Source organism: Catenulispora sp. GP43 (assembly GCF_041260665.1).
GTDB lineage: Bacteria > Actinomycetota > Actinomycetes > Streptomycetales > Catenulisporaceae > Catenulispora.
In genome coordinates this window covers 105,098-126,444 of the sequence record NZ_JBGCCT010000035.1, presented here as the reverse complement: position 1 = coordinate 126,444, position 21,347 = coordinate 105,098, and the positions used below count along the sequence as shown (strand labels likewise).

General features: G+C 70.8%; 19 protein-coding genes and 1 pseudogene. 14 read left to right on the top strand and 6 right to left on the bottom strand.

The window, feature by feature from the left end:
- The 3 genes and pseudogenes from ABH926_RS44865 to ABH926_RS44855 form a co-directional block, all read right to left on the bottom strand.
- A pseudogene (locus tag ABH926_RS44865) lies at positions 1 to 227 on the bottom strand (hypothetical protein); the annotation flags it as partial.
- A 405-nt stretch (positions 228 to 632) separates the two neighbouring features.
- The gene (locus ABH926_RS44860) at positions 633 to 1,997 is read right to left on the bottom strand and encodes a M16 family metallopeptidase (protein WP_370373045.1); all 1,365 of its coding nucleotides are present in this window, start codon (positions 1,995 to 1,997) and stop codon (positions 633 to 635) included.
- The gene (locus ABH926_RS44855; protein ID WP_370373043.1) at positions 1,994 to 3,394 is read right to left on the bottom strand and encodes a M16 family metallopeptidase; all 1,401 of its coding nucleotides are present in this window, start codon (positions 3,392 to 3,394) and stop codon (positions 1,994 to 1,996) included. The genes ABH926_RS44860 and ABH926_RS44855 overlap by 4 nt, the downstream gene beginning before the upstream one ends.
- 113 nt (positions 3,395 to 3,507) lie before the next feature.
- On the opposite strand from ABH926_RS44855, the gene ABH926_RS44850 reads away from it, so the two are divergent.
- Together ABH926_RS44850 and ABH926_RS44845 are read left to right on the top strand one after the other, a co-directional pair.
- Positions 3,508 to 4,014, top strand: coding sequence for a MarR family winged helix-turn-helix transcriptional regulator (locus tag ABH926_RS44850; RefSeq protein WP_370373041.1), 507 nt, complete (start codon positions 3,508 to 3,510; stop codon positions 4,012 to 4,014).
- Positions 4,015 to 4,120: 106 nt separating this feature from the next.
- Positions 4,121 to 5,812 (top strand): methylmalonyl-CoA mutase, encoded by a 1,692-nt coding sequence (locus ABH926_RS44845; protein ID WP_370373039.1) that lies wholly within the window; start codon positions 4,121 to 4,123, stop codon positions 5,810 to 5,812.
- Positions 5,813 to 5,880: 68 nt separating this feature from the next.
- Here ABH926_RS44845 and ABH926_RS44840 read toward each other — a convergent pair whose 3' ends face one another.
- Entirely contained in the window at positions 5,881 to 6,426 is a 546-nt protein-coding gene (locus tag ABH926_RS44840) for a hypothetical protein (protein ID WP_370373037.1), read from the bottom strand.
- 184 nt (positions 6,427 to 6,610) lie between these two features.
- Between ABH926_RS44840 and ABH926_RS44835 the strand changes: the two genes are divergently transcribed.
- A complete protein-coding gene (locus tag ABH926_RS44835; RefSeq protein ID WP_370373035.1) occupies positions 6,611 to 7,165 on the top strand; it encodes a PadR family transcriptional regulator in 555 nt (184 codons plus the stop codon).
- A 33-nt stretch (positions 7,166 to 7,198) separates the two neighbouring features.
- Here the strand turns inward: ABH926_RS44835 and ABH926_RS44830 are convergent, their stop codons facing one another.
- Positions 7,199 to 7,843, bottom strand: a complete 645-nt coding sequence (locus tag ABH926_RS44830) for a TetR/AcrR family transcriptional regulator (RefSeq protein WP_370373033.1) — start codon at positions 7,841 to 7,843, stop codon at positions 7,199 to 7,201.
- Between the two features lie 251 nt (positions 7,844 to 8,094).
- On the opposite strand from ABH926_RS44830, the gene ABH926_RS44825 reads away from it, so the two are divergent.
- From ABH926_RS44825 to ABH926_RS44815, 3 genes are all read left to right on the top strand, one after another.
- The gene (locus tag ABH926_RS44825) at positions 8,095 to 9,096 is read left to right on the top strand and encodes a tetratricopeptide repeat protein (protein WP_370373031.1); all 1,002 of its coding nucleotides are present in this window, start codon (positions 8,095 to 8,097) and stop codon (positions 9,094 to 9,096) included.
- A 536-nt stretch (positions 9,097 to 9,632) separates the two neighbouring features.
- Entirely contained in the window at positions 9,633 to 10,295 is a 663-nt protein-coding gene (locus ABH926_RS44820) for a DUF6230 family protein (RefSeq protein ID WP_370373029.1), read from the top strand.
- Positions 10,296 to 10,391: 96 nt separating this feature from the next.
- Positions 10,392 to 11,141 carry a DUF6114 domain-containing protein gene (locus ABH926_RS44815; protein ID WP_370373028.1) on the top strand — a complete coding sequence of 250 codons (750 nt, stop codon included), beginning with the start codon at positions 10,392 to 10,394 and terminating at the stop codon, positions 11,139 to 11,141.
- Here ABH926_RS44815 and ABH926_RS44810 read toward each other — a convergent pair.
- On the bottom strand, positions 11,086 to 12,276 hold the full coding sequence (locus ABH926_RS44810; RefSeq protein WP_370373027.1) for a hypothetical protein: 1,191 nt from the start codon (positions 12,274 to 12,276) through the stop codon (positions 11,086 to 11,088). The genes ABH926_RS44815 and ABH926_RS44810 overlap by 56 nt on opposite strands.
- Positions 12,277 to 12,343: 67 nt before the next feature.
- On the opposite strand from ABH926_RS44810, the gene ABH926_RS44805 reads away from it, so the two are divergent.
- From ABH926_RS44805 to ABH926_RS44770, 8 genes are all read left to right on the top strand, one after another.
- Positions 12,344 to 12,829, top strand: coding sequence for a hypothetical protein (locus ABH926_RS44805; protein WP_370373025.1), 486 nt, complete (start codon positions 12,344 to 12,346; stop codon positions 12,827 to 12,829).
- 157 nt (positions 12,830 to 12,986) lie between these two features.
- Positions 12,987 to 13,760 (top strand): enoyl-CoA hydratase/isomerase family protein, encoded by a 774-nt coding sequence (locus ABH926_RS44800; protein ID WP_370373023.1) that lies wholly within the window; start codon positions 12,987 to 12,989, stop codon positions 13,758 to 13,760.
- A gap of 95 nt (positions 13,761 to 13,855) precedes the next feature.
- A complete protein-coding gene (locus ABH926_RS44795) occupies positions 13,856 to 14,755 on the top strand; it encodes a heavy metal-binding domain-containing protein (RefSeq protein WP_370373021.1) in 900 nt (299 codons plus the stop codon).
- 36 nt (positions 14,756 to 14,791) lie between these two features.
- Positions 14,792 to 15,625 (top strand): heavy metal-binding domain-containing protein, encoded by an 834-nt coding sequence (locus ABH926_RS44790; RefSeq protein WP_370373019.1) that lies wholly within the window; start codon positions 14,792 to 14,794, stop codon positions 15,623 to 15,625.
- Positions 15,626 to 15,724: 99 nt separating this feature from the next.
- Positions 15,725 to 16,159 carry a hypothetical protein gene (locus ABH926_RS44785; protein ID WP_370373018.1) on the top strand — a complete coding sequence of 145 codons (435 nt, stop codon included), beginning with the start codon at positions 15,725 to 15,727 and terminating at the stop codon, positions 16,157 to 16,159.
- A gap of 717 nt (positions 16,160 to 16,876) precedes the next feature.
- Complete coding sequence (locus ABH926_RS44780; RefSeq protein ID WP_370373016.1) at positions 16,877 to 18,172, top strand: ABC transporter permease; 1,296 nt, start codon at positions 16,877 to 16,879, stop codon at positions 18,170 to 18,172.
- A 23-nt stretch (positions 18,173 to 18,195) separates the two neighbouring features.
- The gene (locus ABH926_RS44775; protein WP_370373014.1) at positions 18,196 to 19,980 is read left to right on the top strand and encodes an ABC transporter substrate-binding protein; all 1,785 of its coding nucleotides are present in this window, start codon (positions 18,196 to 18,198) and stop codon (positions 19,978 to 19,980) included.
- Between the two features lie 94 nt (positions 19,981 to 20,074).
- Positions 20,075 to 21,073 carry an ABC transporter permease gene (locus tag ABH926_RS44770; RefSeq protein WP_370373012.1) on the top strand — a complete coding sequence of 333 codons (999 nt, stop codon included), beginning with the start codon at positions 20,075 to 20,077 and terminating at the stop codon, positions 21,071 to 21,073.
- Positions 21,074 to 21,347: the final 274 nt, after the last annotated feature.

Here is a 21,347-nt window from a genome sequence, read left to right as displayed (position 1 = left end):
GACTTGCCGCCGTCCTGAACGCCGATGCCGTCGATGCCGCCGCCGTAGGACAGCGTCTCCGGACCGGTCGTCGCCTGCGGCGAAGCGTGGGTCGCGGCCCAGGCCTTCGCCTTCTGGTTCTGCTGGATCGTGGGGATGGCGCCGTGCCGGTACGGGTGGCCGTACGAGGGGTCATACGGGTTCTGCGTGGTGGTGCTCGACGAGGTGGTGCCGGAGGGCGATGTCATCGCCGCTCCGTTCGCGGCGGTGGCGAACAGCGTGATCGCCGCTGCGGCAAGGCCTGCCGCCGCTCTGAGTGGGACCCGATGCACGTGATTTCCTCTCCGAACCGGTTCACGGTTCAGCTAGGGAGGTGGGGTATCAGGACACGTACCGACCGGGAAAGTTATGGGTCTTTGAGGGCGCCGTCAACGCACATCGCCGGTAAATATTCTGTAAACCCCGGGAAGTGACACGACAAGAGGTTTGCGCAGGGTGTCCCGCAAGGGGTGTGTAAGGGATCTGGCAGATGCCCGCCCGATCCCTCAACCGCAGGTCAAGATTCCCGAACACGCCGAAGCCCGCCGGTCTGGAGACCGGCGGGCCTTGTCGATTCAGAGCTTATTCAGAGGTTTGCGAGAAACCTGTGAAGGTCAGGCCTGACCTTCGTCGTCGAGGCGGACATTGCCGATTCCGGCTTCGGTGAGCCCCGGGAGGATCTTTTCGGCGTCGCCCTCGATCACGACAACCGCGTGCTCCGGGAACAACCGTTTTGCCGCGGCCGCGTCGACCTCGTCCTTTGTCAGTTGGGTGTACTCGCTGTACTTCCTTGTGTAGTAGTCGTCCGGCAGGCCGAACTCCACGATCTGCGCCAGCGCGCCGCCGACCGAGCCCGGCGTCTGCAGCGCGATCGGCAGCGAGCCGGTCCGGTAGGCCTTGGTCGAGGCGAGCTCGTCGTCGGTGACGCCGCCGCTCTTGATGCGCTCGATCTCGGCCAGCGCGTCCACCGCGGCCTCGGCGGTCACCTCGGTGTGCACCGAGGCCGTCGCCGAGAACACGCCGTTCTCGCGGTTCAGGTCGAAGCCGCCGCGCGCGCCGTAGGTGTAGCCCTTCACCTCGCGCAGCTGGTGGTTCAGCCGCGAGTTGAAGGTGCCGCCCAGGATCGTGGCCATGGCCTCGATCGCGGTGTAGTCCGGGGTGTCCCGGCGCGGCGCGTGGTGCGCGATCGCCAGGACCGACTGCACGGCGCCGGGCCGGTCCACCACCACGATCTCGCGGTCCAGCAGGTCGCGGGCGCCGGTCGGGGCCGGCGGCGTGATCGCGGGGCCCGCCTGGCCCAGCAGGACCTCGCCGAGCGCGGCGGCGTCCACCCCGGACAGGTCGCCGGCCAGCAGCAGCGTGCCGCCGAGCGCCAGGTGCGCGTCGTGGAACGCGCGCACGTCATCCAGCGTCAGGGCGCTGACCGAGGCGACGGTCCCGGTGTCCTGCTTGCTGTAACGGCTCTCCGGCAGGTACAGCCTGCGGTTCAGGGCCTCGTTGGCGCGCGTCCCGGGCATCGCCCAGGCCGTGGTCAGCTTGGCGACGCGGTCGCTGCGCACCCGGTCGAAGTCGCTCTCGGCCAGGCGCGGGCGGCGCAGCGCCTCGGCGAGCAGGGCCACCGCGGCGCCGATCCGGTCCACCGGAGCCTGCACGCCGACCCGGAACACGTCGGTGTCGACCGAGCCGGACCAGGACGCGCCCAGCGACTCCAGGGCCAGCGCGAACTCGTCGCCGGTCTTGAGCTCGGTACCCTCGCGCAGCAGGTCCGCCGTGATCTTGCCGACGCCCTCCTTGCCCGCGGGCTCCCGGACGAACCCGGCTTCCAGCAGCACGCCGGCGTACGCCATGCGCTGACCGGGCAGGTGCGCGGCGACGATCTGGCCGCCGGGCAGCTCGGTGCGGACGACGGCCGGGAACTCGTACGGCCGGGGCGGGCCGCCGGCCGGCTTGTCGGCGATCAGAGTGTTGCTGCTGCTCATGCGTCGGCCTCCTCGGCGTCGCCCGCGTCGTCCGCGTCGCCCTCGGCGTCGCCGGACGTCGCGCTCGTCACGTACTCGATGACGACGCGGTTGTCGTCGGGAAGGATCTGGGCGGCGACCCGCTGCACGTCCTCGGCGGTGACCGCCTCCAGACGCCCGAGGTACTCGCGCACGATCTTCGGGTCGCCGTCCACGGTGGCGTACCGGCCTAGCAGGTCGGCGCGCCCGCCGAGCTCGCTGACCCCGCGCAGCCAGTCACTGGTCAGCAGGGCCTTGGCCCGGCCGAGTTCGGCCTCGGAGACCGGGGCCGAGCCGTCGGCCAGCCCGTCGAGCACGGCGGTGAACTCGCGCTCCACGTCGGCGGCCTCCACACCGTCGCGCGGGCTGAAGTAGCTGAAGAACACCGAGGCGCCGTAAGCCAGGCTCCACACCGAGGAGTAGGACTCCTCGCGCTGCGCCAGGTTCTTCTCGGTGACCAGCTTGCGGTACAGCCGGGCGCCGCGGCCCCGGCCGAGCACCGCGGCCAGCACCTCGACCGCGGTGAAGTCCTCGTGGCGGGCGTCGGGGGAGCGGAACATGAAGAAGGTCATCGGGCGCGGCACCGAGTCGTCCGGCACCACGCGGCGCGTGGTCTGGCCGACCTTCAGCGAGCCCAGCGTGCCGTCCGGGGCCGCCGGGATGTCGCCGTGCCGCTGGATGCCGCCGAAGTACTTGTCCGCCAGCCGCACCACCTCCTCGGCGTCCACGTCGCCGGTGACGGTGAGCACCGCGTTGTTCGGCGAGTAGTAGACCGCGTTGAAGTCCTGGAAGTCCTCCAGGGCCGCGGCCTGCAGCTCGTCCATCGAGCCGATGGTGGTGTGGTGGTACGGGTGGCCCTCGGGGAAGGTGAGTTCGAGGGCGTATTCGACCCAGCGGCCGTAGGGCGGGTTGTCGTAGCGCTCGCGCCGCTCGTTCTTCACGACCTCGCGCTGGTTGTCCAGGGTCTCCTGGCCCAGGGCCAGCGAGCCCATGCGGTCGGCCTCCAGCCACAGCGCGAGCTCCAGCTGGGAGGAGGGCATGACCTCGTAGTAGTTGGTGCGGTCGGGGCTGGTGGTGGCGTTGATCGCGGCGCCGCCGGCCGCCGTCACCCACTCGAAGTGCTCGCCCTTGGCCACGTTCGCCGATCCCTCGAACATCAAGTGTTCGAACAGGTGCGCGAATCCGTGCTTCCCGGCCCGCTCGTGGCGCGAGCCCACGTCGTACCAGAGGTTCACGGCGGCGATCGGCGTGGTGGGGTCGGGGCTGACCACGACACGCAGTCCGTTGTCGAGCACTGCTTCGTGGATCGGCCAGGGGAATGATGCGGCGGCGGCCTTCTCGGCCTCTGGCGTACCCGGTTCGCTCTTGACCTCTGTCACGTTTGCCAGTCAACGCGATTCCTCGGCCGTTCGTCCACTCAACGCGCACAGCTTCCCGTCCGCCACCCGGGCGCCCCGGTCTCAGGCCGGCGCGGAGCGACTAACGTGACCGCGTGCCCAAGGACCGCAATCTCTCGTTCGATCCGATCGAGCGCGCCTTCGAGTCGTGGACGGACCGCTGGGGCGAGTCGACCTCGATGCTCGCCATCACCTCGGTCATGCGCGCGCAGCAGCTGCTGCTGGCCCGGGTCGACGCGATCGTCAAGCCCTACGAGCTCACCTTCGCGCGCTACGAGGCGCTGGTGCTGCTGACCTTCAGCCGGGCCGGGTCGCTGCCGCTGTCCAAGGTCGGCGAGCGGCTGCAGGTGCACCCGACGTCGGTCACGAACATCATCGACCGGCTGGAGAAGTCCGGCCTGGTGGCCCGGCGCCCCAACCCCGACGACGGCCGCGGCACGCTGGCCGAGATCACCGCCAAGGGGCGGCAGGTCGTCGAGGCGGCGACCGCCGACCTGATGGCCGCCGAGTTCGGGATGAGCGCGCTGAGCTCCGAGCAGCACCGGGAGCTGTTCGCCGTGCTGCGGGACCTGCGGATCGCCGCGGGCGACTTCGAGGCCTAGCGTTCGAGGCCCAGCGACCGGGCCGACAGCCGCATCCGAACTGTTCATCGCCTGGTCAGGGTGGCCGCCTCGCATTTAGTAGGACGTCCTAGTAAAATTTCGGACCATGGACTCCGAGCAGATCTCCGCAGGCCGCGACCGCTGGCGGGCGCGCTACGACGCCGCGCGCAAGCGGGACGCCGATTTCACCACGATCTCCGGCACCGACGTCGAGCCGGTGTACGGCCCGCCGGAGGGTTCCGAGGTCCCCGGTTTCGACCGGATCGGATGGCCGGGGGAATTCCCCTACACGCGCGGGATCCACCCGACCGGCTACCGCGGCAAGCCGTGGACCATCCGGCAGTTCGCCGGCTTCGGCAACGCCGAGCAGACCAACGAGCGCTACCGGATGATTTTGGCTGCCGGCGGCGGCGGGCTGTCCGTGGCCTTCGACATGCCGACCCTGATGGGCCACGACTCCGACTCCCCGCGCGCCCTGGGCGAGGTCGGGCACTGCGGCGTCGCCATCGACTCCGCCGCCGACATGGAGGTGCTCTTCCACGACATCCCGCTGGGCGAGGTCACCACCTCGATGACGATCAGCGGCCCGGCCGTCCCGGTGTTCTGCATGTACCTGGTCGCCGCCGAGCGTCAGGGTGTGGACATCGGCCTGCTCAACGGCACGCTGCAGACCGACATCTTCAAGGAGTACATCGCGCAGAAGGAGTGGCTGTTCGACCCCGAGCCGCACCTGCGCCTGATCGGCGACCTGATGGAGTTCACCGCCGAGAACGTCCCGGCGTACAAGCCGCTGTCGGTGTCCGGCTACCACATCCGCGAGGCCGGGGCCACGGCCGCGCAGGAGCTGGCGTTCACGCTGGCCGACGGCTTCGGCTATGTGGAACTGGGTCTGTCGCGCGGCCTGGACGTGGACGTGTTCGCCCCGGGTCTGTCGTTCTTCTTCGACGCGCACGTGGAGTTCTTCGAGGAGATCGCGAAGTTCCGCGCGGCCCGCCGGATCTGGGCCCGCTGGATGCGCGACGTCTACGGCGCCAAGACCGAGAAGGCGCAGTGGCTGCGCTTCCACACCCAGACCGCCGGCGTGTCGCTGACCGCGCAGCAGCCGTACAACAACGTGGTCCGCACTGCGATCGAGGCCCTGGCCGGCGTCCTGGGCGGCACCAACTCGCTGCACACCAACGCCCTGGACGAGGTGCTGGCCCTGCCCTCCTCCAAGGCTGCCGAGATCGCCCTGCGCACCCAGCAGGTGCTGATGGAGGAGACCGGCGTGGCGAACGTCGCTGACCCGCTGGGCGGCAGCTGGTACGTCGAGGCCCTGACCGACCGTATCGAGGCCGAGGCCGAGGCGATCTTCCAGCGCATCAAGGACCTGGACCCCAACGGCGCCCAGCACCCGGTCGGCCCGATCACCGCCGGCCTGCTGCGCGGCATCGAGGACGGCTGGTTCACCTCGGAGATCGCCGAGGCCTCCTTCGCCTACCAGCGCTCCGTCGAGAAGGGCGACAAGCGCATCGTCGGCGTGAACGCCTACACCGACGCGATCGACGAGCCGCTGGAGATCCTGCGCGTCTCGCACGAGGTCGAGCGCGAGCAGGTGCGCGTCCTGGGCGCCCGCAAGGCGGAGCGCGACGACGCGGCGGTCCAGGCCGCCCTGGCCACGATGCTCGACGCGGCGCGAACGGGTGCGAACATGGTGCCGGCGATGCTGGACGCGGTGCGCGCCGAGGCGACGCTCGGCGAGATCTGCGACGCGCTGCGCGAGGAGTGGGGCGTCTACCGCGAGCCCGCGCGGATCTGAGGTATCGAGGTATCAGAGTGTTCTGATCGGCCGGGCCCGCACAGGCCCGGCCGATCTTTTTCTGTGCTCTATGCCGCAGCCGCCCGAGCGCGGGCCGCGGCGACGTAGCGACCGGTGAAGACCATCGGCACGGCGAACGCGGCGACCTGGACCGTGACGCGCGGCGCCGCCGGCGAGTGCGCCAGGAAGGCCAGGGCGACGGCGCCGACCGCGAAGCTCGCGGTCCACACCGCCGTGATGACCACGTTCACCCGCAGGAACTCCGGGTGGTCCCAGGCTTCGCGCGGCATCTCCTGCTTGGCGATGCCCAGCGTGAACGGCTCGCGCAGGGCCAGCGACCCGATCCCGATCAGCCCGAGGGCTCCCGAGGCCAGCGCGGGGGTGTACGCGTGCAGGGCGGTGCGCGGATCGGCGAACGCCAGCACGGTCAGCGCGGCGAAGTAGACCGCCGAGCCGATTGCGATGACCTGGGCGTCCAGGGGCAGGCCGGCGCGGGCCTGCCGGAGCACGCCGGCCACCGAGACGGCGAGCGCGATCAGCGCGGCCCAGGACCATGCGCTGCCGGGGACGACCGCGAAGGCGATCCAGGGTGCGAAGGCGATGAGGTACGCCACGGGGGCTCCTTTTGAGCGCGACGGAGGGTTCGGTACTGACAGTCCACTGACGACATTCCACTTGTGACAGGTCGAAGTTAGAAGGTCCTGTCTCGACCTGTCAATCGTGAGGGGTCGTGATAGACCTGGCGTGGGGATGATCGATCGACGGGACGTCCGTCGCACCGGAAGCGAGGCGGATCGCATGAGCCTGCGACACGCGCTGCTGGGCCTGCTGCGTGAGCAGCCGGCCAGCGGCTACGACCTGATGCAGGTCTTCAACGCCTCGCTACACAACATCTGGCCGGCCACCCAGAGCCAGGTCTATTCCGAGCTCAACAAGCTCGCGGCCGCCGGTCTGCTGACCGCCTCCGCGGAGGGGCCCCGGGGCCGCAAGGAGTACGCGCTGACCGAGGCCGGCCACGCCGAACTCCAGCACTGGCTGCTCGAGGTCGAGACCGACGTGCACCCGCGCAGCGAGGGCCTGCTGAAGGTGTTCCTGCTGGGCGCGGTCTCCCGTGAGCAGGCCACCGGGTTCCTGGCCTGGCTGGGGGAGATGGCCGACAAGGACGTCGCGGCGATGACGGAGCTGGAGTCGTCCATCGAGTGGGAGGACGAGGACCTGCACGTCTACGGCCGGCTGGTACTCGAGTTCGCCAAGCGGATGGCGGCCATGAGCCGCGAGTGGTCGGACTGGGCCGTCGAGCAGATCGCCCGGAGCGACAGCAGGATCCTGGATGGGCCGCCGTCAGAGGGCTGACCCGCGCGCCCGAGGCCTGCTGGGGCCGGAGCTCTAGATCCCGCCGCTGAGCCGCAGCTGCGCCAGCCCCGCGAGCACCACCGACACGAACCGCGTCAGGTAGTCCTCGTCGACCGGCTGCCCCTTGATCAGGATCCGGTGTACCAGGGTGCCGCAGATCATGTCGAAGATCAGGTCGATGTCGGTCTCGCCCTCGACCTCGCCGCGCCGGCACGCGCGCTCCCAGGCCTCGTACACCAGGTGCCGCTGCGGATCGATGACCTTGTCGATGACCTTCGCGCGCAGCGTGTCGTCGCGGTCGGCCTCGGCGGACAGCGCGAGCAGCGCCGCCTGCGTCTCGGGCAGCTGCAGCAGTTCCACGTACTGGCCGACGGTGGCCAGGGCGTCCTGCAGCATCGAACCGCGGTCGAGGACCTCCAGGTGCGAGAACAGCTCCGCCATGGCGTCCACCACGAGGTCGGCCTTGCCCGGCCAGCGGCGGTAGAGCGTGGTCTTCGCCACCCCCGCCCGGGACGCCACCTCGGCGATGGTGAGGTCCGGCCAGCCGCGCTCGGCGAGCAGGGCGCGGGTCGCGGCCAGGATGGCGGTGTCGGCGTCGGCGTTGCGGGGGCGGCCGCGGGTGCGGGCGGCGGCCTGCACCGACGAGCTGCGCGGGGTGTCCTCGAGCCCGGACGCCATGGCTGCCGCCTCCTTCAGAAGTCGCTCGTCGTCGGATGCCCGCTACGGCTGCGCGTACTCGCCGGGCCCGGCTGCCGGGTTGTTAACCCGATCTTCACGCGGCCCGGTCTTTTGCGATACGCTTCGTCGCGTATTCTTAATGATCAGTCTTGCTTCCACGAGCGGGACACGCAAGAGCGCCAGCCTCCCCTTCAGGTGGGGACCCGGAGGGGAGTTGGCGTGAGGTTAGCCGGAAAGGGGAGGATGGCGCCATGAGACAGCGACCTCAGATCCCCGGGATGGCCGCCGGCGGAGGCTCCGGCCTGCCCGCCTCAGCCCTGCGCGGCGTGGTGGACCTCGGGGCCCTCGCCGCCAAGCCGCAGGCCGCGCCGGCCGCGCCGGCGCAGGCGGCCCCGGCCGACGGCTCCGGCGCGGCTGCCGACGGTACCGGTGCCCTCGCCTCGCCCCTGGTCTTCGACACCTCCGACGCCACCTTCGACGCCGACGTCATCGAACGCTCGATGACCGTCCCGGTCGTCATCGACTTCTGGGCCGAGTGGTGCGGCCCGTGCAAGCAGCTCTCCCCGGTGCTGGAGCGGCTGGCCGCCGAGTACGCCGGCCGCTTCGTGCTGGCCAAGCTGGACGTGGACGCCAACCCGCTGCTGGCGCAGGAGTTCGGCATCCAGTCCATCCCGATGGTGATGGCGGTGGTCGGCGGCCGGCTGGTCCCGCTGTTCCCGGGCGCTGTCCCGGAGGCGCAGGTCCGCCGGTACCTGGACGAACTGCTGCGGCTGGCCGCCGAGAACGGCGTCACCGGCACCGCCGACGGCCAGGCCCCGGAGGAGCTGCCCGAGCCGCCGATGGACCCGGCGCTGGCCGCCGCCTACTCGGCGCTGGAGGAGAACGACCTCGACGGCGCCGCGCAGGCCTTCCGCGACGTGCTCAAGACCAACCCCGGCGACACCGAGGCCAAGCTGGCGCTGGCCCAGGTCGAGCTGATGCTGAACACCCGGGACCTGGACGTCGACCAGGTCCGGGCCGACGCCGCGGCCAAGCCCGACGACGCCGAGGCCCAGATCGCCGCCGCCGAGCTGGACCTGTCCACCGGCCGGGTGGACGAGGCGATCGACCGGCTGGTGGGTTTCGTGGCCCGCAGCGCCGGCGCCGACCGGGACGCCGCACGGGTGAAGTTGCTCGACTTCTTCGAGCTGCTGGGCCCGGAGGACCCGCGCACCGCGACCGGCCGCCAGAAGCTGACCAGGGTCTTGTTCTGACGCCTTGGGAGCCCGGTCCGCGGGCCCTTCGGGGGCCGGGACCGCAGGGTTCTCCATGACCTGCAAAAACGCCCCCGCGCCTGATCAAGACCGGCGTGGGGGCCATCATTTTACTTTTTCTTTGCCAAGTGTCACACCGGCTTGACGGCTCGTCAGACTTCGGATGAGAGCGGGGTCACAGCCGGGATATCACCCCGGTTTGTCCGGGTTCCGCAACTACACAGTGTGTCTAATGAGCCGTCAGTTCTCGTTTATGAGGCCCCGAAGCCCCCTCGGCGGGCAAAGACTGTCCCCCGATCGTGTTACCGGTCGGTAACGAACCCCTTGTGCGGCGGGCGCGAGTAGACCACGATCACATCCGCTCGGTCTGTTAATCCGACGATCCCCGAAACGATCGCGCGGCGGACAGGTCCCCACCGGGTCGGCAGAGCTTCTCGTCGCTGCCGTTGCCGAAGGCCCTCACGGGTCACATCGGCCCGCATGCCGCGGTCCGGCGCGTGCTGGACCCGTCCCATCCGCTCGTGGAGGAGTAACGCATGAAGGACGCATTGGGCTCCCAGGTGCTGGGCGGCACCAAGTGGAAGCGCTTCGCCCTGGTGATGGTCCCCACCGTCGGCATCGCCGGCGCGATGACCGTCGCGATGGCCAACGGTGTGCTGGCGAGCTCCTTCGCCGTGTCCGGCCAGCGGTTCGAGGTCTCCGCCGACCAGTTGGACGGCCAGACCTTCGCCCAGTCCGGCGACGTGGTCGTCGACGCCAACGGCAAGCCGCACGCGGTCGCCGTGGCCGGCATCAAGAGCGCCACCATCACCAACATGTGCCAGTCGGTGGTCGTCCCGATCCCGGTGCTGGGCAACCTGTCGATCATCCTGCGCGCCGGCGGCGGCGGCACCCCGGTCCAGGCCACCGACCTGGTCCTGGACGCCGACCAGGTGAACGCGGACGCCACCTTCACCGGCGTGACCATCGGCGCCAGCGCCGCGGACATCGCCAGCAAGACCGGCATCCAGGGCTTCGAGAAGCACACCGGCAACCCGGACGGCTCCACCACGCCGTTCGCCGCCGGCGACTTCGGCCAGGTCGTGGACCACGCGGTGCTGACGGACGTGAAGCAGACCGCCTACTCCACCACCGCCGGCACGATGGCGCTCAAGGGCCTGTCGATCTCGGCGAACCTCAGCGCCCAGGGCTGCTACTAGCCTTTCGAGGACCTGAAGGGTTCCGCAGACGCACCTGGGGGTGGGCGCGAGTAGGGCGCGCCCACCCCGCCCATTCAGCACATGTCGGGAGTAGTCGTGAGCACCATTAACGCCGAATTGTCCGGGGGCGAAGAGAACGTCCTGGCCAGGGGATGGCGCGGGTTCAAGGTGTGGCGCCGCTCCCGCCCGTTCTGGGCCGGGCTGTGGACTCTGCTGGCCGCCCTGGAGCTGTGGAGCATCCCGTTCCTGCAGCCGCTGCTGGTCCAGCACAAGCTGAACATCAAGATGGCCGGCATCGCCGGCGTGTCGACGATGGCCATCACGCCGGCGCTGATCATGATGGCCGCCGCCATGTGGTTCGCGCCCGGCTACCGGGTGTTCGCCGGTGTCTTCACGCTGGTGTGCGCGCTGCTGTCGATGGTGGTCTCGAACTTCGGCGGCTTCCTGCTCGGGATGCTGCTCGGGGTCTTCGGCGGCGGCCTGGCGTTCTCCTGGACGCCCCGGCTGACCGACGAGCAGATCGCCGCCCAGGCAAGAGCCGAACAGGCCTACCGCGACGCGCTGTCCGGCGACATGCCGCCCTCGGCGCGCGCGCCGCTGGGCCAGGCCGGCTCCGAGGCCGGGGACCAGGCCGCCCCCTACCAGTTCGAGGCCGAGCCGCTCTCGGCCGCCGAACCCATCCCGGGCGTCGCGGGCTACCAGGGCACCAGAGGCGAGATGACCTCGGCCCTGCCGCAGACCGGCGACCCCACACCCGCCGATACTGTTCCGGCCGCGCAGCCGCGGGATGTCATCCCGCGGCTGCCCCGCGCCGAGGACACACCTGCAGGGGGCTTGACGTCTTGAGTGCCACTGGCAGCAACGGAAACGAGAACACCGCCGGACACGCGCAGGCGGGCAGGTCCGCCGAGCACGACGCGGTGCTGCGCGCCCTGCTGCGGGCCCGCCGCGACGGCTCGGCGCCGGTGCCGGGCGTGTTCGGCCTCGACGCCGGCCCGGAACCGGAGCCCGACGACGTCCCGCTCCGCTCGCGCGGCGGCGGCGTGAACAAGCCGCGCGCGGTCGTCCCGACGCCGCTGCTGGCCACCGAGGCGGCGCGCCTGGTCGACGCCGCGCACACCAAGCGGGCCCGGATGGTGTCCGCGATCGGGCTGCCGGCGGTCTTCCTGGCCGCCACCGGCGTCGCGGTCGTCCCGACGGTCGCGAACGCGGCCAGCGCCTCCTCGTCCGCGCCCGCCGCGGCGTCCACGAACTGCGCGCCGGGATCGACCGCGCAGGCCAACCCCGGCATCAAGGGCACCGCGCCGAGCTCGGCCCCGAGCTCCGCGCCCACGTCCGCGCCCAGCTCGGGCCCGACGTCGAGCTCGAGCTCGACCAAGGCGGGCACGACGGCGAAGACCCCGGGCGCCCCGCAGCCGTCCTCCGGCTCGACCACCGCGCCGCCGGCGGCGCCGTCCTCGCGGCCCTCGAGCGCGCCGTCCGGCACCACCTCGCCGGCCAAGCCGTCGCCGACCGGCGTCCCGACCGCGCCGGCGCCGACGTCCAGCACCTCGACCAAGCCGGCCGCGCCGACCAGCACCCCGAGCCCGAGCCCGAGCTCGAGCTCGTCGGCGCCCTGGTGGGACCCGCTGGGCTGGCTCGGTACGACGGTGAACGGGGTGTTCAACCCGGCGCCGACCTCCTCGTCGAGCAGCTCCACGGTCAACAAGCTGTCCGCCGCGCCGGCCGCGAACCCGACGTCGGACCCGACCTCGTCCGCGTCGCCGATCCTGTCGATCGGGCTGGGCGGCTCCTCGTCGAGCTCGTCGAGCCCCTCGACGCCGCCGACCTCGAAGCCGAGCACGCCGACGCCGACCACGCCGCAGCCGACGTCGAGCGAGTCGAAGCCGTCGGCGCCGGCGCCGACGTCCACGAGCTCGTCCTCGGCGCCGACCACGGCGCCCTCGACGACGAGCAGCTCCTCGAGCGCTCCGGGGACCATCACCTACCAGGGGAAGACCTACCAGCTCCCCGCCACCTCCTGCGTCGCGGCGGTTCCCGCGGGTGCCTTGCGCGAGGTCGAGTGGCACCTGGACGCCAGCTCACTGACGCTGACCAACCAGAAGTTCGAGGGCTTCCAGGACGTCAACACCGGTGACGGCAAGACGGTGCAGGTCATGGTCATCCACGCGGACCGCGTGGACCTGACCGACATGGTGACCTACAACGAGGACGGCAAGACCAAGGTCTACTCCGACGGCGGCAAGGGCAAGAACGTCACCCTGACCAACGTCACCCTGCACGTCCTGCAGCAGAAGGGCGTCATGGACCTGCCGATCCTCGGCATCCCGCTGGGCCAGGTCACGCTGGGCCCGCCCGGAGAGGCCGGGACGGACGCGACGAGCCAGCTGGTGATGGGCCTGCTGCAGCTGAACCTGCCGCTGCCGCCGGTCACCTTCACCGACGTGCACGTCGACCAGTACACGCTGACGTCCGACACGCTCGACATCCCGCACTTCAACGTCGGTCTGAACGGCACCACGCCCCAGTACTGAGCCGCAGGCGCCGAGCCGGGCGCCGCGACACCCATACAGATCACCGAGTCCGTGCCCGCCCTCCCGGCGGGTACGGGCTTCTGCTTTGATGAGAACTCGCAGTAGAAGCCCCAGAAGAAGTCCGCAACCCGGGCTCGCGAGAAAGGGTCAGCGCCGCATGGGCGAGTTCGTACGCGTGGAGACCGACGGATCGGTGGGCGTCATCCGCCTGGACCGCCCGAAGATGAACGCGCTGAACGTGCAGGTGCAGCGCGAGCTGCACGAGGCGGCCGAGCAGGTCGGCTCCGACCCGGCGATCCGCGCGGTGGTGATCTGGGGCGGTGAGCGGGTCTTCGCGGCCGGTGCCGACATCAAGGAGATGCAGGACATGTCCTACGCGGACATGGCCCAGCACTCCGTGCGGCTCCAGGACGCCTTCAAGGCGCTGGCCGCCATCCCCAAGCCGGTCATCGCCGCCATCACCGGCTACGCCCTGGGCGGCGGCTGTGAGCTGGCCCTGACCGCCGACTTCCGGGTCGCGGCCGAGGACGCCAAGCTCGGCCAGCCGGAGATCCTGCTGGGCCTGATCCCCGGCGCCGGCGGGACCCAGCGGCTGCCGCGGCTGGTCGGTCCGGCCAGGGCCAAGGACCTGATCTTCTCCGGGCGGCAGGTCGGCGCCACCGAGGCGCTGGCCATCGGCCTGGTGGACCGCGTGGTGCCGGCCGCGGATGTGTACAAGACTGCTGTGGAGTGGGCCGGCACTTTCGCCGGCGGTCCCTCGTTGGCCTTGAAGGCGGCCAAGGAGGCCGTGAACCGCGGGCTGGAGGTGGATCTGGACACCGGTCTGGAGATCGAGCGCCTGCAGTTCACCGGGACGTTCGCCACCGAGGACCGGACCGAGGGCATGCGGGCCTTCGTCGCCAAGGAGAAGGCGGCGTTCACCGGACGCTGACCGGATCCGACCCGACCCGACCCGCCCGAGCACGTCCCGCGGGCCCCCTGTAGGCCCGTGGGAACCCGACCAGGCCAAGGGAGGCCCGCACGGCCATGGAACAGCTCCCGCAGGCGGCCCAGGCCCGGATGGACGAGATCCGGGGCTCCGGCACCTGGGGCTCGGCCCTGACCACCAACGAGTTCGCCGCCGTGCGCGCCGCCGGCTTCGAGCCGGTGGGCCAGGTCTTGGGCTCGTGCGTCTACCACCTGGGCTACACCGGCGCCTACAACTGCCCCGGGGCGTGGATGGGCGGCGCCGGCTACACCTCGACCTCCACCGGCCGCTACTCGGCCTACGGGCCGCTGACGCAGTCCCTGTACGAGGCCCGCCGACTGGCGGTGGACCGGATGAGCACCGAGTGCTCGCTGCTCGGCGGGGACGGCGTGGTCGGGGTCCGGCTGACGATCGGGCGCTTCCCGGCCGGCGGCCTGGAGTTCTCGGCGATCGGCACCGCGGTGCGCGCCGCGAACAGCGCGGTGCGGCCGCGCACGCCGTTCACCTCGCACGTCACCGGCCAGGAGTTCGCCAAGCTGGTGATGAACGGCTGGGTCCCGGTCTCGCTGGTGCTCGGCATCGCCATCGGCACCCGGCACGACGACTGGTGGACCCGGATGTCCTCGCGCCGCTGGGCCGGCAACCAGGAGGTGGCCGGCTACACCGACCTGGTGAACCAGACCCGCCACGCCTCCCGGGCCGAGCTGGCCCGGCACGTGAAGGGCGTGCACGCCGACGGCGTGGTGGTGTCCTCCATCGAGCTGGAGATCCGGGAGCGGGAGTGCCCGGTCACCGACGGCCAGCGGGACCACATCTGCGAGGCGACGGCGATCGGCACCGCCATAGCGGCGTTCAAGACCACCGGCCAGCCGGCCCGGACCGGCTCGCTGGCGATCATGTCGCTGGACCCGGAGCGGCGCGCCGCCGCCCGGAGTGAGTCGTCAGTGCGATACCTGTGACGCGCATCAGCATCAACGAGGGCTGGAGAGACGAAGATGGCTGACAAGATCGCCCACACCGCCGAGGGCGTGCCCGAGGACGCCATGCGGCGCCTGGCCGAGCTCAAGCCCGGTTCGCCCGGCGCGATCTTCACCTCGGACCTGTCGGTGAACGAGTTCCTGCTGGTCAAGGAGGCCGGCTTCCGGCCCCTGGGGTTGGTCCTGGGCTCCTCGATCTACCACGTCGGCCTGCAGGTGGCGCGCTGGGGCAAGAGCCAGGAGCTCGACGTCCTGAGCCAGGCCATGTACCACGCCCGTGAGCTGGCCATGTCCCGCATGGAGGCCGAGGCCGACGCCCTCGGCGCGGACGGCATCGTGGGCGTCCGCCTGGAGGTGGAGTTCAAGGAGTTCGGCAACGACGTCGCGGAGTTCATCGCGATCGGCACCGCGGTCAAGGACGACGGCAGCGGCCAGCACGGCAACGTCACCTGGCGCAACAACAAGAACCAGCCGTTCACCTCGGACCTGTCCGGCCAGGACTTCTGGACGCTGATCCGGGCCGGCTACGCCCCGCTGGGCATGGTCATGGGCTCGTGCGTGTACCACATCGCGCACCAGCGCTTCGGCGCGGCGCTGGGCAACATCGGCAAGAACGTCGAGCTGGAGCAGTTCACCCAGGCCCTGTACGACGCCCGCGAGCTGGCCATGGCCCGGATGCAGTCCGAGGCCGAGGCGCTGCACGCCGAGGGCATCGTCGGGGTGCAGCTGCGCAACCACAGCCACACCTGGGGCTCGCACACCACCGAGTTCTTCGCCCTGGGCACGGCGGTGCGCCCGCTGCGCCCGGACCACCAGATCGAGCGCCCGACGATGGTGCTGAGCCTGGACTAGGCCCGTACGAGCAGGCACGGGGCCCGGACGGGGCACGCGAGGTGGGGCCCCGCGGCCCCACCATCCCGCGCGCACCCAAACAGTGGTTGAGTAAGCGTTATGAGCACTGACAACCTGCCGGAGCCGACCGCCGGCGACGACGGCGTCTCCGCCGAGCTGATCGCGGCCTCCCTGCGTGCCGACACCGCGGACCTGGAGGTCTACGCGCGGGTGCTGTCCACCAACCTCATCGAGAGCCTGCCGCCCGGCGCGGTCCGGCTGGAGCGCAAGCGCACCCTGGCCGACCGGGCCGCCGGCCGCGAGGGCCGGGTGGAGTCGGTCGACGTCACCCTGGGCGAACAGCGCATGACCCTGCGCCTGGCCAAGCACGGCCCGGTCGGCGAGGTGTGCAAGGAGGTCCGCGGCATCGTCCTGTCGCGCCAGCAGGTCGGCCTGGACGTCTGGATCCAGACCCTGTCCGCGGCGATCGCCGAGACGGCCCGCTCCAACGCCAAGGCCCGCGAGGTGCTCCAACGCTTCGTGCTGGGGGAGTAGCGGCCGGGACAGCGGCACCGGCGGCCTCAGGCACATGTCACGAGTCGGCAACGGCGCGCCGTTCGAACTGGCGCGCCAAGCCGCCGATTCGGCAAAGTGGCGAACCATATATGCCTGCCACACGGAAGCACGGTGCTCATGACCTCGCCGCTCGACCCCGGGCCCGACCCGGAACCCCCCGGGCAGCGGCGCGGGCTGGAGAGCTACCCGGAGTTCTTCGCCTACCCGATCGACCCCGACGTCCACGAGACGGCGCTGATACCGCGCATCCGCACCGGAGCCCCGCTACCGTATCAGACACCTTATTCACCACCCCCGCCGGCTTTCGATGACCGCTCCGGCACCCAGCCCGCGGGCCAACCGGCCCCGGCGTATCCGGAGACTTATATAAAGGACAAGCCCCCGGCTTTCTCCGCACCGGTTCCGGAGCCGCGCGCACCGCAAGGATCGCCGCTCCCGGGGATGCCACCGCCGCCGCGGAAGGACCCGCAAGCGCCGGCAACCTCAACGCCGCAGCCGCGAGTTTCGGCGCCGCAGCCGCAGCCGCAGCCGCAGCCGCAGCCGCAGTCCTGGCCGCAGCAGTCGCAAGAGCAGCCGCGATCGGCAGGGGTGTCGCGCCCGCAAGCTTCGAAGCCGCATGCGCCGGCACCCTCGGCGCCGCAGCCGCAAGCGCCCTCGATGCCATCGCCGCATTTGCAGGCGCCGGCTTCGCTATCGATGCCGCAGCCGCAAGCTTCGGAACCGCTGTCGCTGCCGCCGCAATCCTGGCCGCAGCAGTCGGCGTCGCTGCCGCACGCGCAAGCGTCGGACTCGCTGCTGCGCGAGCAGCCGCCATCATCAGGGCTGCCGCGCCCGCAAGCTTCGGTGCCGCCGCTGCCGCCGCCGCGATCCTGGCCGCAGCAGCCACCGCCGTCGCTCCCGCAAACACCAGCGCCCCTGACGCCCCCACCGCTCCCGCCGCCACCACCGCCGCCCGCGCCCGCACCCCGCTCCCGGTCCTCGCGCAAGCCGGGCCGGCGCCGTGCCAAGCGCAGCCTCGCCGCGACCCTGTGGCCCTTCCAAGCCTTCACCCGCCCCGCCCCCCAGAACACCGCGCGCATCCGCTCGCGCTCCACCTCCGCCACGGTCTGGCGCAAGCTGCGTGCCGACCGCGCCGCGGTCCTCGGTGGCTGCACCGTCGTCGTGCTGGTGCTGCTGGCGGTGTTCGCGCCGGTGGTCGCGGGGGCCTTCAGCGTGGATCCGAACACGCTGCATCCCGAGCTCACCGATGCCACCTTCGGGCCGCACGGCGGCTTCGGCGGCATCAGCTGGGCCCATCCGCTCGGGGTGGACCAGCGGATGGGGCGGGACATCCTGGCGCGGCTGCTGTACGGGTCGCGGGTGAGCCTGCTGATCGCCGGCGGGGCGACGCTGCTGAGCGTCGGGCTCGGGGTGGCGCTCGGGGTGCTGTCCGGGTACCTCGGGGGGCGGGTCGATCTGGTCGTCATGCGGGTCGCCGACGTGTTCCTGGCGTTCCCGCTGATGCTGTTCGCGCTCGGTCTCACCGGGGCGCTGTCCGACCAGGCCTTCGGCCTGTCCGGGAACGCGCTGCGGATCGCCATCATGATCTTCGTGATGGGCTTCTTCAACTGGCCCTACATCGCGCGCATCGTGCGTGCCGAGGTGCTCTCGCTGCGGGGGCGGGAGTTCGTCGACGCGGCGCGGGCGATGGGTGCCTCGACCCGATGGATCGTGGGACGGGAGCTGTTGCCGAACCTGTTGGCGCCGATCCTCGTCTACACCACTTTGCTCATCCCGGCGAACATCGTCTTCGAAGCCGGATTGTCCGCATTGGGCATAGGTCTGAACCCTCCTGCCTCGTCCTGGGGCCAGATGCTGACCGACGCCGTCGCCACCGTGTACACCGACCCCGAGTATCTGATCGTGCCGGGCATGGCAGTATTCATCACCGTGCTGGCGTTCAACCTGTTCGGCGACGGGTTGCGGAACGCCACCGATCCCACCGCACAGTGACGCTTCGCGGCACGGCGCTAGCCATGAAGAAGGAAACCGCTGTGATACCTAAGTTCTCGATCCGCGCGGGGGCCGCCGCCGCGGCGCTCGCCATGGTCCTGACCGCCTGCGGCTCGAGCAGCGGCGCGAACGCGGGCTCGACCATGGGCCCGGGCTTCGACCTGGCGAGCAAGCAGGTGCTGAACCCCTCGGCCAAGACCGGCGGCACCATCAACCTGGTCTCCTCGCAGTCGTTCGACTCGATGGACCCCGGAATCACCTACTCCGCGCAGACCTGGAACCTGTTCCGGATGTTCGCCCGGCCGATGATGGCCTACGAGCACACCCCCGGCGGCAACCAGATCGTCGGCGACCTGGCCACCGGCCCCGGCGTGCAGAGCAACGGCGGCCGGACCTGGACCTACACCCTGCGCGACAACGCCACCTTCGAGGACGGCACGCCGATCACCTCGAACGACGTCCGCTGGGCCATCGAACGCTCCAACTGGTCCTCGCTGGTCGGCAACGGCCCGACCTACTTCCACAACATCCTGACCCCGCCCGGCGACCACCGGTTCGACAACCTCGACGTCTACAAGGACGGCGACAAGCTCTTCGACAACATCATCGTCACCACGGACCCGAAGAAGATCACCTTCAACCTCCCGCAGGCCTTCGGTGAGTTCGACTACGTGATGACCCTGCTGCAGACCGCGCCGGTCGAGCGCACCGTGGACTCCAAGGACGCCGGCGACACCTACGCCAAGCGGCCGATCTCCACCGGCGCCTACAAGATCGCCAGCTACTCCCCGGGCAAGGAGCTGAAGCTGGTCCGCAACGACGCGTACAACCAGCAGTCCGACCCCAACCACATGCACACCGCCCTGGCCGACTCGGTCGACGTGCAGCTCGGCGTGGACTCCGGCGAACGCGACCAGGAACTGCTGGACGGCCAGGCCGACGCCGACCTGGGCTCGGCGCTGACCGTGGCCAACCACGCCAAGGTCCTGCAGGACCCGGTCCTGAAGTCGCAGACCGACGACGCCCCGGACTACTCGATCGCCTACTCCTCGATCAACACGCAGCTGATCCAGGACGTGTCCTGCCGGCAGGCCATCGAGTACGCGGTGGACAAGAACACCGTGCTGAACCAGCTCGGCGGCCAGTGGGGCGGCACCATCGCCACCAACCTGCTCACCGACGGCATCCCCGGCGCGGTGCAGTTCCCGAGCTACACCTACAACCCCGCGCAGGCCAAGACGCTGCTGGCCAAGTGCAAGGCCGAATCGCCGGACCTGTTCGACAGCAGCGGCTCGCTGACCTTCAAGATCGCCGCGCAGACCAACGCCCCGGACCTGCAGAACGCCGCGACCGCGATCCAGTCCTCGCTGGCCGGCGTCGGCATCAACACGCAGGTGACGCTGTTCCCGTTCGGCCAGTACAGCCAGTACTGCGGCAACCAGGCCTACGCCAAGGCGCACCGGCTGGGCATGTGCCTGGCCAACTGGGGCCCGGACTGGCTGACCGGCTACGGCATGCTCGACCAGCTGGTCACCCGGAACGGCATCTCGGCCACCGGCAGCCAGAACTACGCGTTCCTGGACGACCCGACGATCAACGACCTGGAGAAGGCCGCGCTGGCCAGTTCCGAGCCGACCACCCAGCAGCAGGACTGGGTGAAGATCGACCACCGGGTGATGGACCTGGCGGCCGTCGTGCCGCTGATGGACCGGCACATCATGCGGTTCCGCTCGGCGCGGCTCACCAACGTGATGATCGACCAGGCCGGCAGCGGCGGCTACGACCTGTCGGTCCTGGGCCTGAAGTGACCCCCTCCGCGCGCCGCGGCGGCGCCGGCGCGGGCCGGCCCGGCGCGGCGCGCGGACCGAAACCCTCACGAAATCCGGGGAGCACGCGGGCCGTATGACGACCTTCCTCCTCCGGCGGGCCGTCACCGCCGTCATCCTCATGCTCGCCGTGGTCCTGGTGACCTTCCTGGTCTTCTACGTGGTGCCCGGGCTCGGCGGGCGCACCACCGACCAGCTGGCGGCGCAGTTCGCCAGCCGGGACCCCTCGCCGGAGCAGCTGCTGCTGATCGAGCACCGGCTGGGCCTGGACCAGCCGCTGTACGTCCAGTTCTGGGACTACCTCAGGGCTCTGGTGGTGGGCATGGACCTGCCCCCGGGCTCGGGCGCCGCGCACTGCTCGGCGCCCTGTCTGGGCTACTCCTGGCGGCTGCACGAGTCGGTGTTCTCGCTGATCCTGGACCGGCTGCCGGTGACGGTCTCCATCGCGATCGGCGCGGCGGTGCTGTGGCTGGTGCTCGGCGTGGCCTCCGGCGCGGTCGCGGCGATGGCCCCGGGAGGCCTGGCCGACCGCGCGATCCGGGTGGTCGCGCTGCTCGGGGTCTGCCTGCCGGTGGTGTTCATCGGCCCGCTGGCCCGGGCCCAGCTGGCCTGGCTGTTCCCCTCGGTCTCCTATTACTCGTTCCTGCACAACCCCTTCATCTGGGCCGACCATCTGGTCCTGCCGTGGGTGACGCTGGCGCTGGGCTACTTCGCGCTCTACACGCGGCTGACCCGCTCGGGCATGATCGAGGCGTTGTCGGGCCAGTTCATCCGGACCGCGCACGCCAAGGGCCTGCCGGACCGGCGCGTGGTCTGGCAGGCGCTGCGGACCACCTTCCCGACCGTGGCCACCGTCTTCGCCATGGACCTGGGCCTGCTGCTGGGCGGCGCGGTGCTGGCCGAGAAGATCTACGGCCTGCACGGGATCGGCGATCTGGCGCAGAACGGCGTGGACGGCCAGGACCTGCCGGTGGTGCTCGGTGTCACCTTGTTCGCAGGGCTCTTCATCGTTGTGGCCAATTTCGCCGTCGACGCCGCCTATGCTTTCCTGGACCCGCGCATCCGCCTTGACTGACGCACACCGGCGCCCGGCGGCCCGTCCGGCAGCCCCTCGGCAGCCGTCCGGCAGCCCGTCCGGGGGCCGGGCCGGGGCGTCCGGAGGGGGGTGCGCGGCGGTGCGCCGTTTGGCGCGGGGCCGCGCGCAGTCGCCTCCCGCCTACCTTAGGTAGCTGATCACTTCCCCTCTAAGGCACCGTCTGTCAAGGGGCAAACGCCTAAGGATCCGGTCTGTCGCGGGTAACACCCCGTTAACCTCAGGGGTGGTTACCTCCCACTTCTCAGGTGCCGAC

Bases quoted from the DNA above. Each gene is read 5' to 3' on its own strand.
- ABH926_RS44860 (WP_370373045.1), bottom strand. From the start codon at position 1,997: ATGAGCAGCAGCAACACTCTGATCGCCGACAAGCCGGCCGGCGGCCCG.
- ABH926_RS44845 (WP_370373039.1), top strand. From the start codon at position 4,121: ATGGACTCCGAGCAGATCTCCGCAGGCCGCGACCGCTGGCGGGCGCGC.
- ABH926_RS44835 (WP_370373035.1), top strand. From the start codon at position 6,611: ATGAGCCTGCGACACGCGCTGCTGGGCCTGCTGCGTGAGCAGCCGGCC.
- ABH926_RS44830 (WP_370373033.1), bottom strand. From the start codon at position 7,843: ATGGCGTCCGGGCTCGAGGACACCCCGCGCAGCTCGTCGGTGCAGGCC.
- ABH926_RS44825 (WP_370373031.1), top strand. From the start codon at position 8,095: ATGAGACAGCGACCTCAGATCCCCGGGATGGCCGCCGGCGGAGGCTCC.
- ABH926_RS44820 (WP_370373029.1), top strand. From the start codon at position 9,633: ATGAAGGACGCATTGGGCTCCCAGGTGCTGGGCGGCACCAAGTGGAAG.
- ABH926_RS44810 (WP_370373027.1), bottom strand. From the start codon at position 12,276: ATGGTCCCCGGAGCGCTCGAGGAGCTGCTCGTCGTCGAGGGCGCCGTG.
- ABH926_RS44800 (WP_370373023.1), top strand. From the start codon at position 12,987: ATGGGCGAGTTCGTACGCGTGGAGACCGACGGATCGGTGGGCGTCATC.
- ABH926_RS44795 (WP_370373021.1), top strand. From the start codon at position 13,856: ATGGAACAGCTCCCGCAGGCGGCCCAGGCCCGGATGGACGAGATCCGG.
- ABH926_RS44790 (WP_370373019.1), top strand. From the start codon at position 14,792: ATGGCTGACAAGATCGCCCACACCGCCGAGGGCGTGCCCGAGGACGCC.
- ABH926_RS44785 (WP_370373018.1), top strand. From the start codon at position 15,725: ATGAGCACTGACAACCTGCCGGAGCCGACCGCCGGCGACGACGGCGTC.
- ABH926_RS44780 (WP_370373016.1), top strand. From the start codon at position 16,877: ATGCCGCAGCCGCAAGCTTCGGAACCGCTGTCGCTGCCGCCGCAATCC.
- ABH926_RS44775 (WP_370373014.1), top strand. From the start codon at position 18,196: ATGAAGAAGGAAACCGCTGTGATACCTAAGTTCTCGATCCGCGCGGGG.
- ABH926_RS44770 (WP_370373012.1), top strand. From the start codon at position 20,075: ATGACGACCTTCCTCCTCCGGCGGGCCGTCACCGCCGTCATCCTCATG.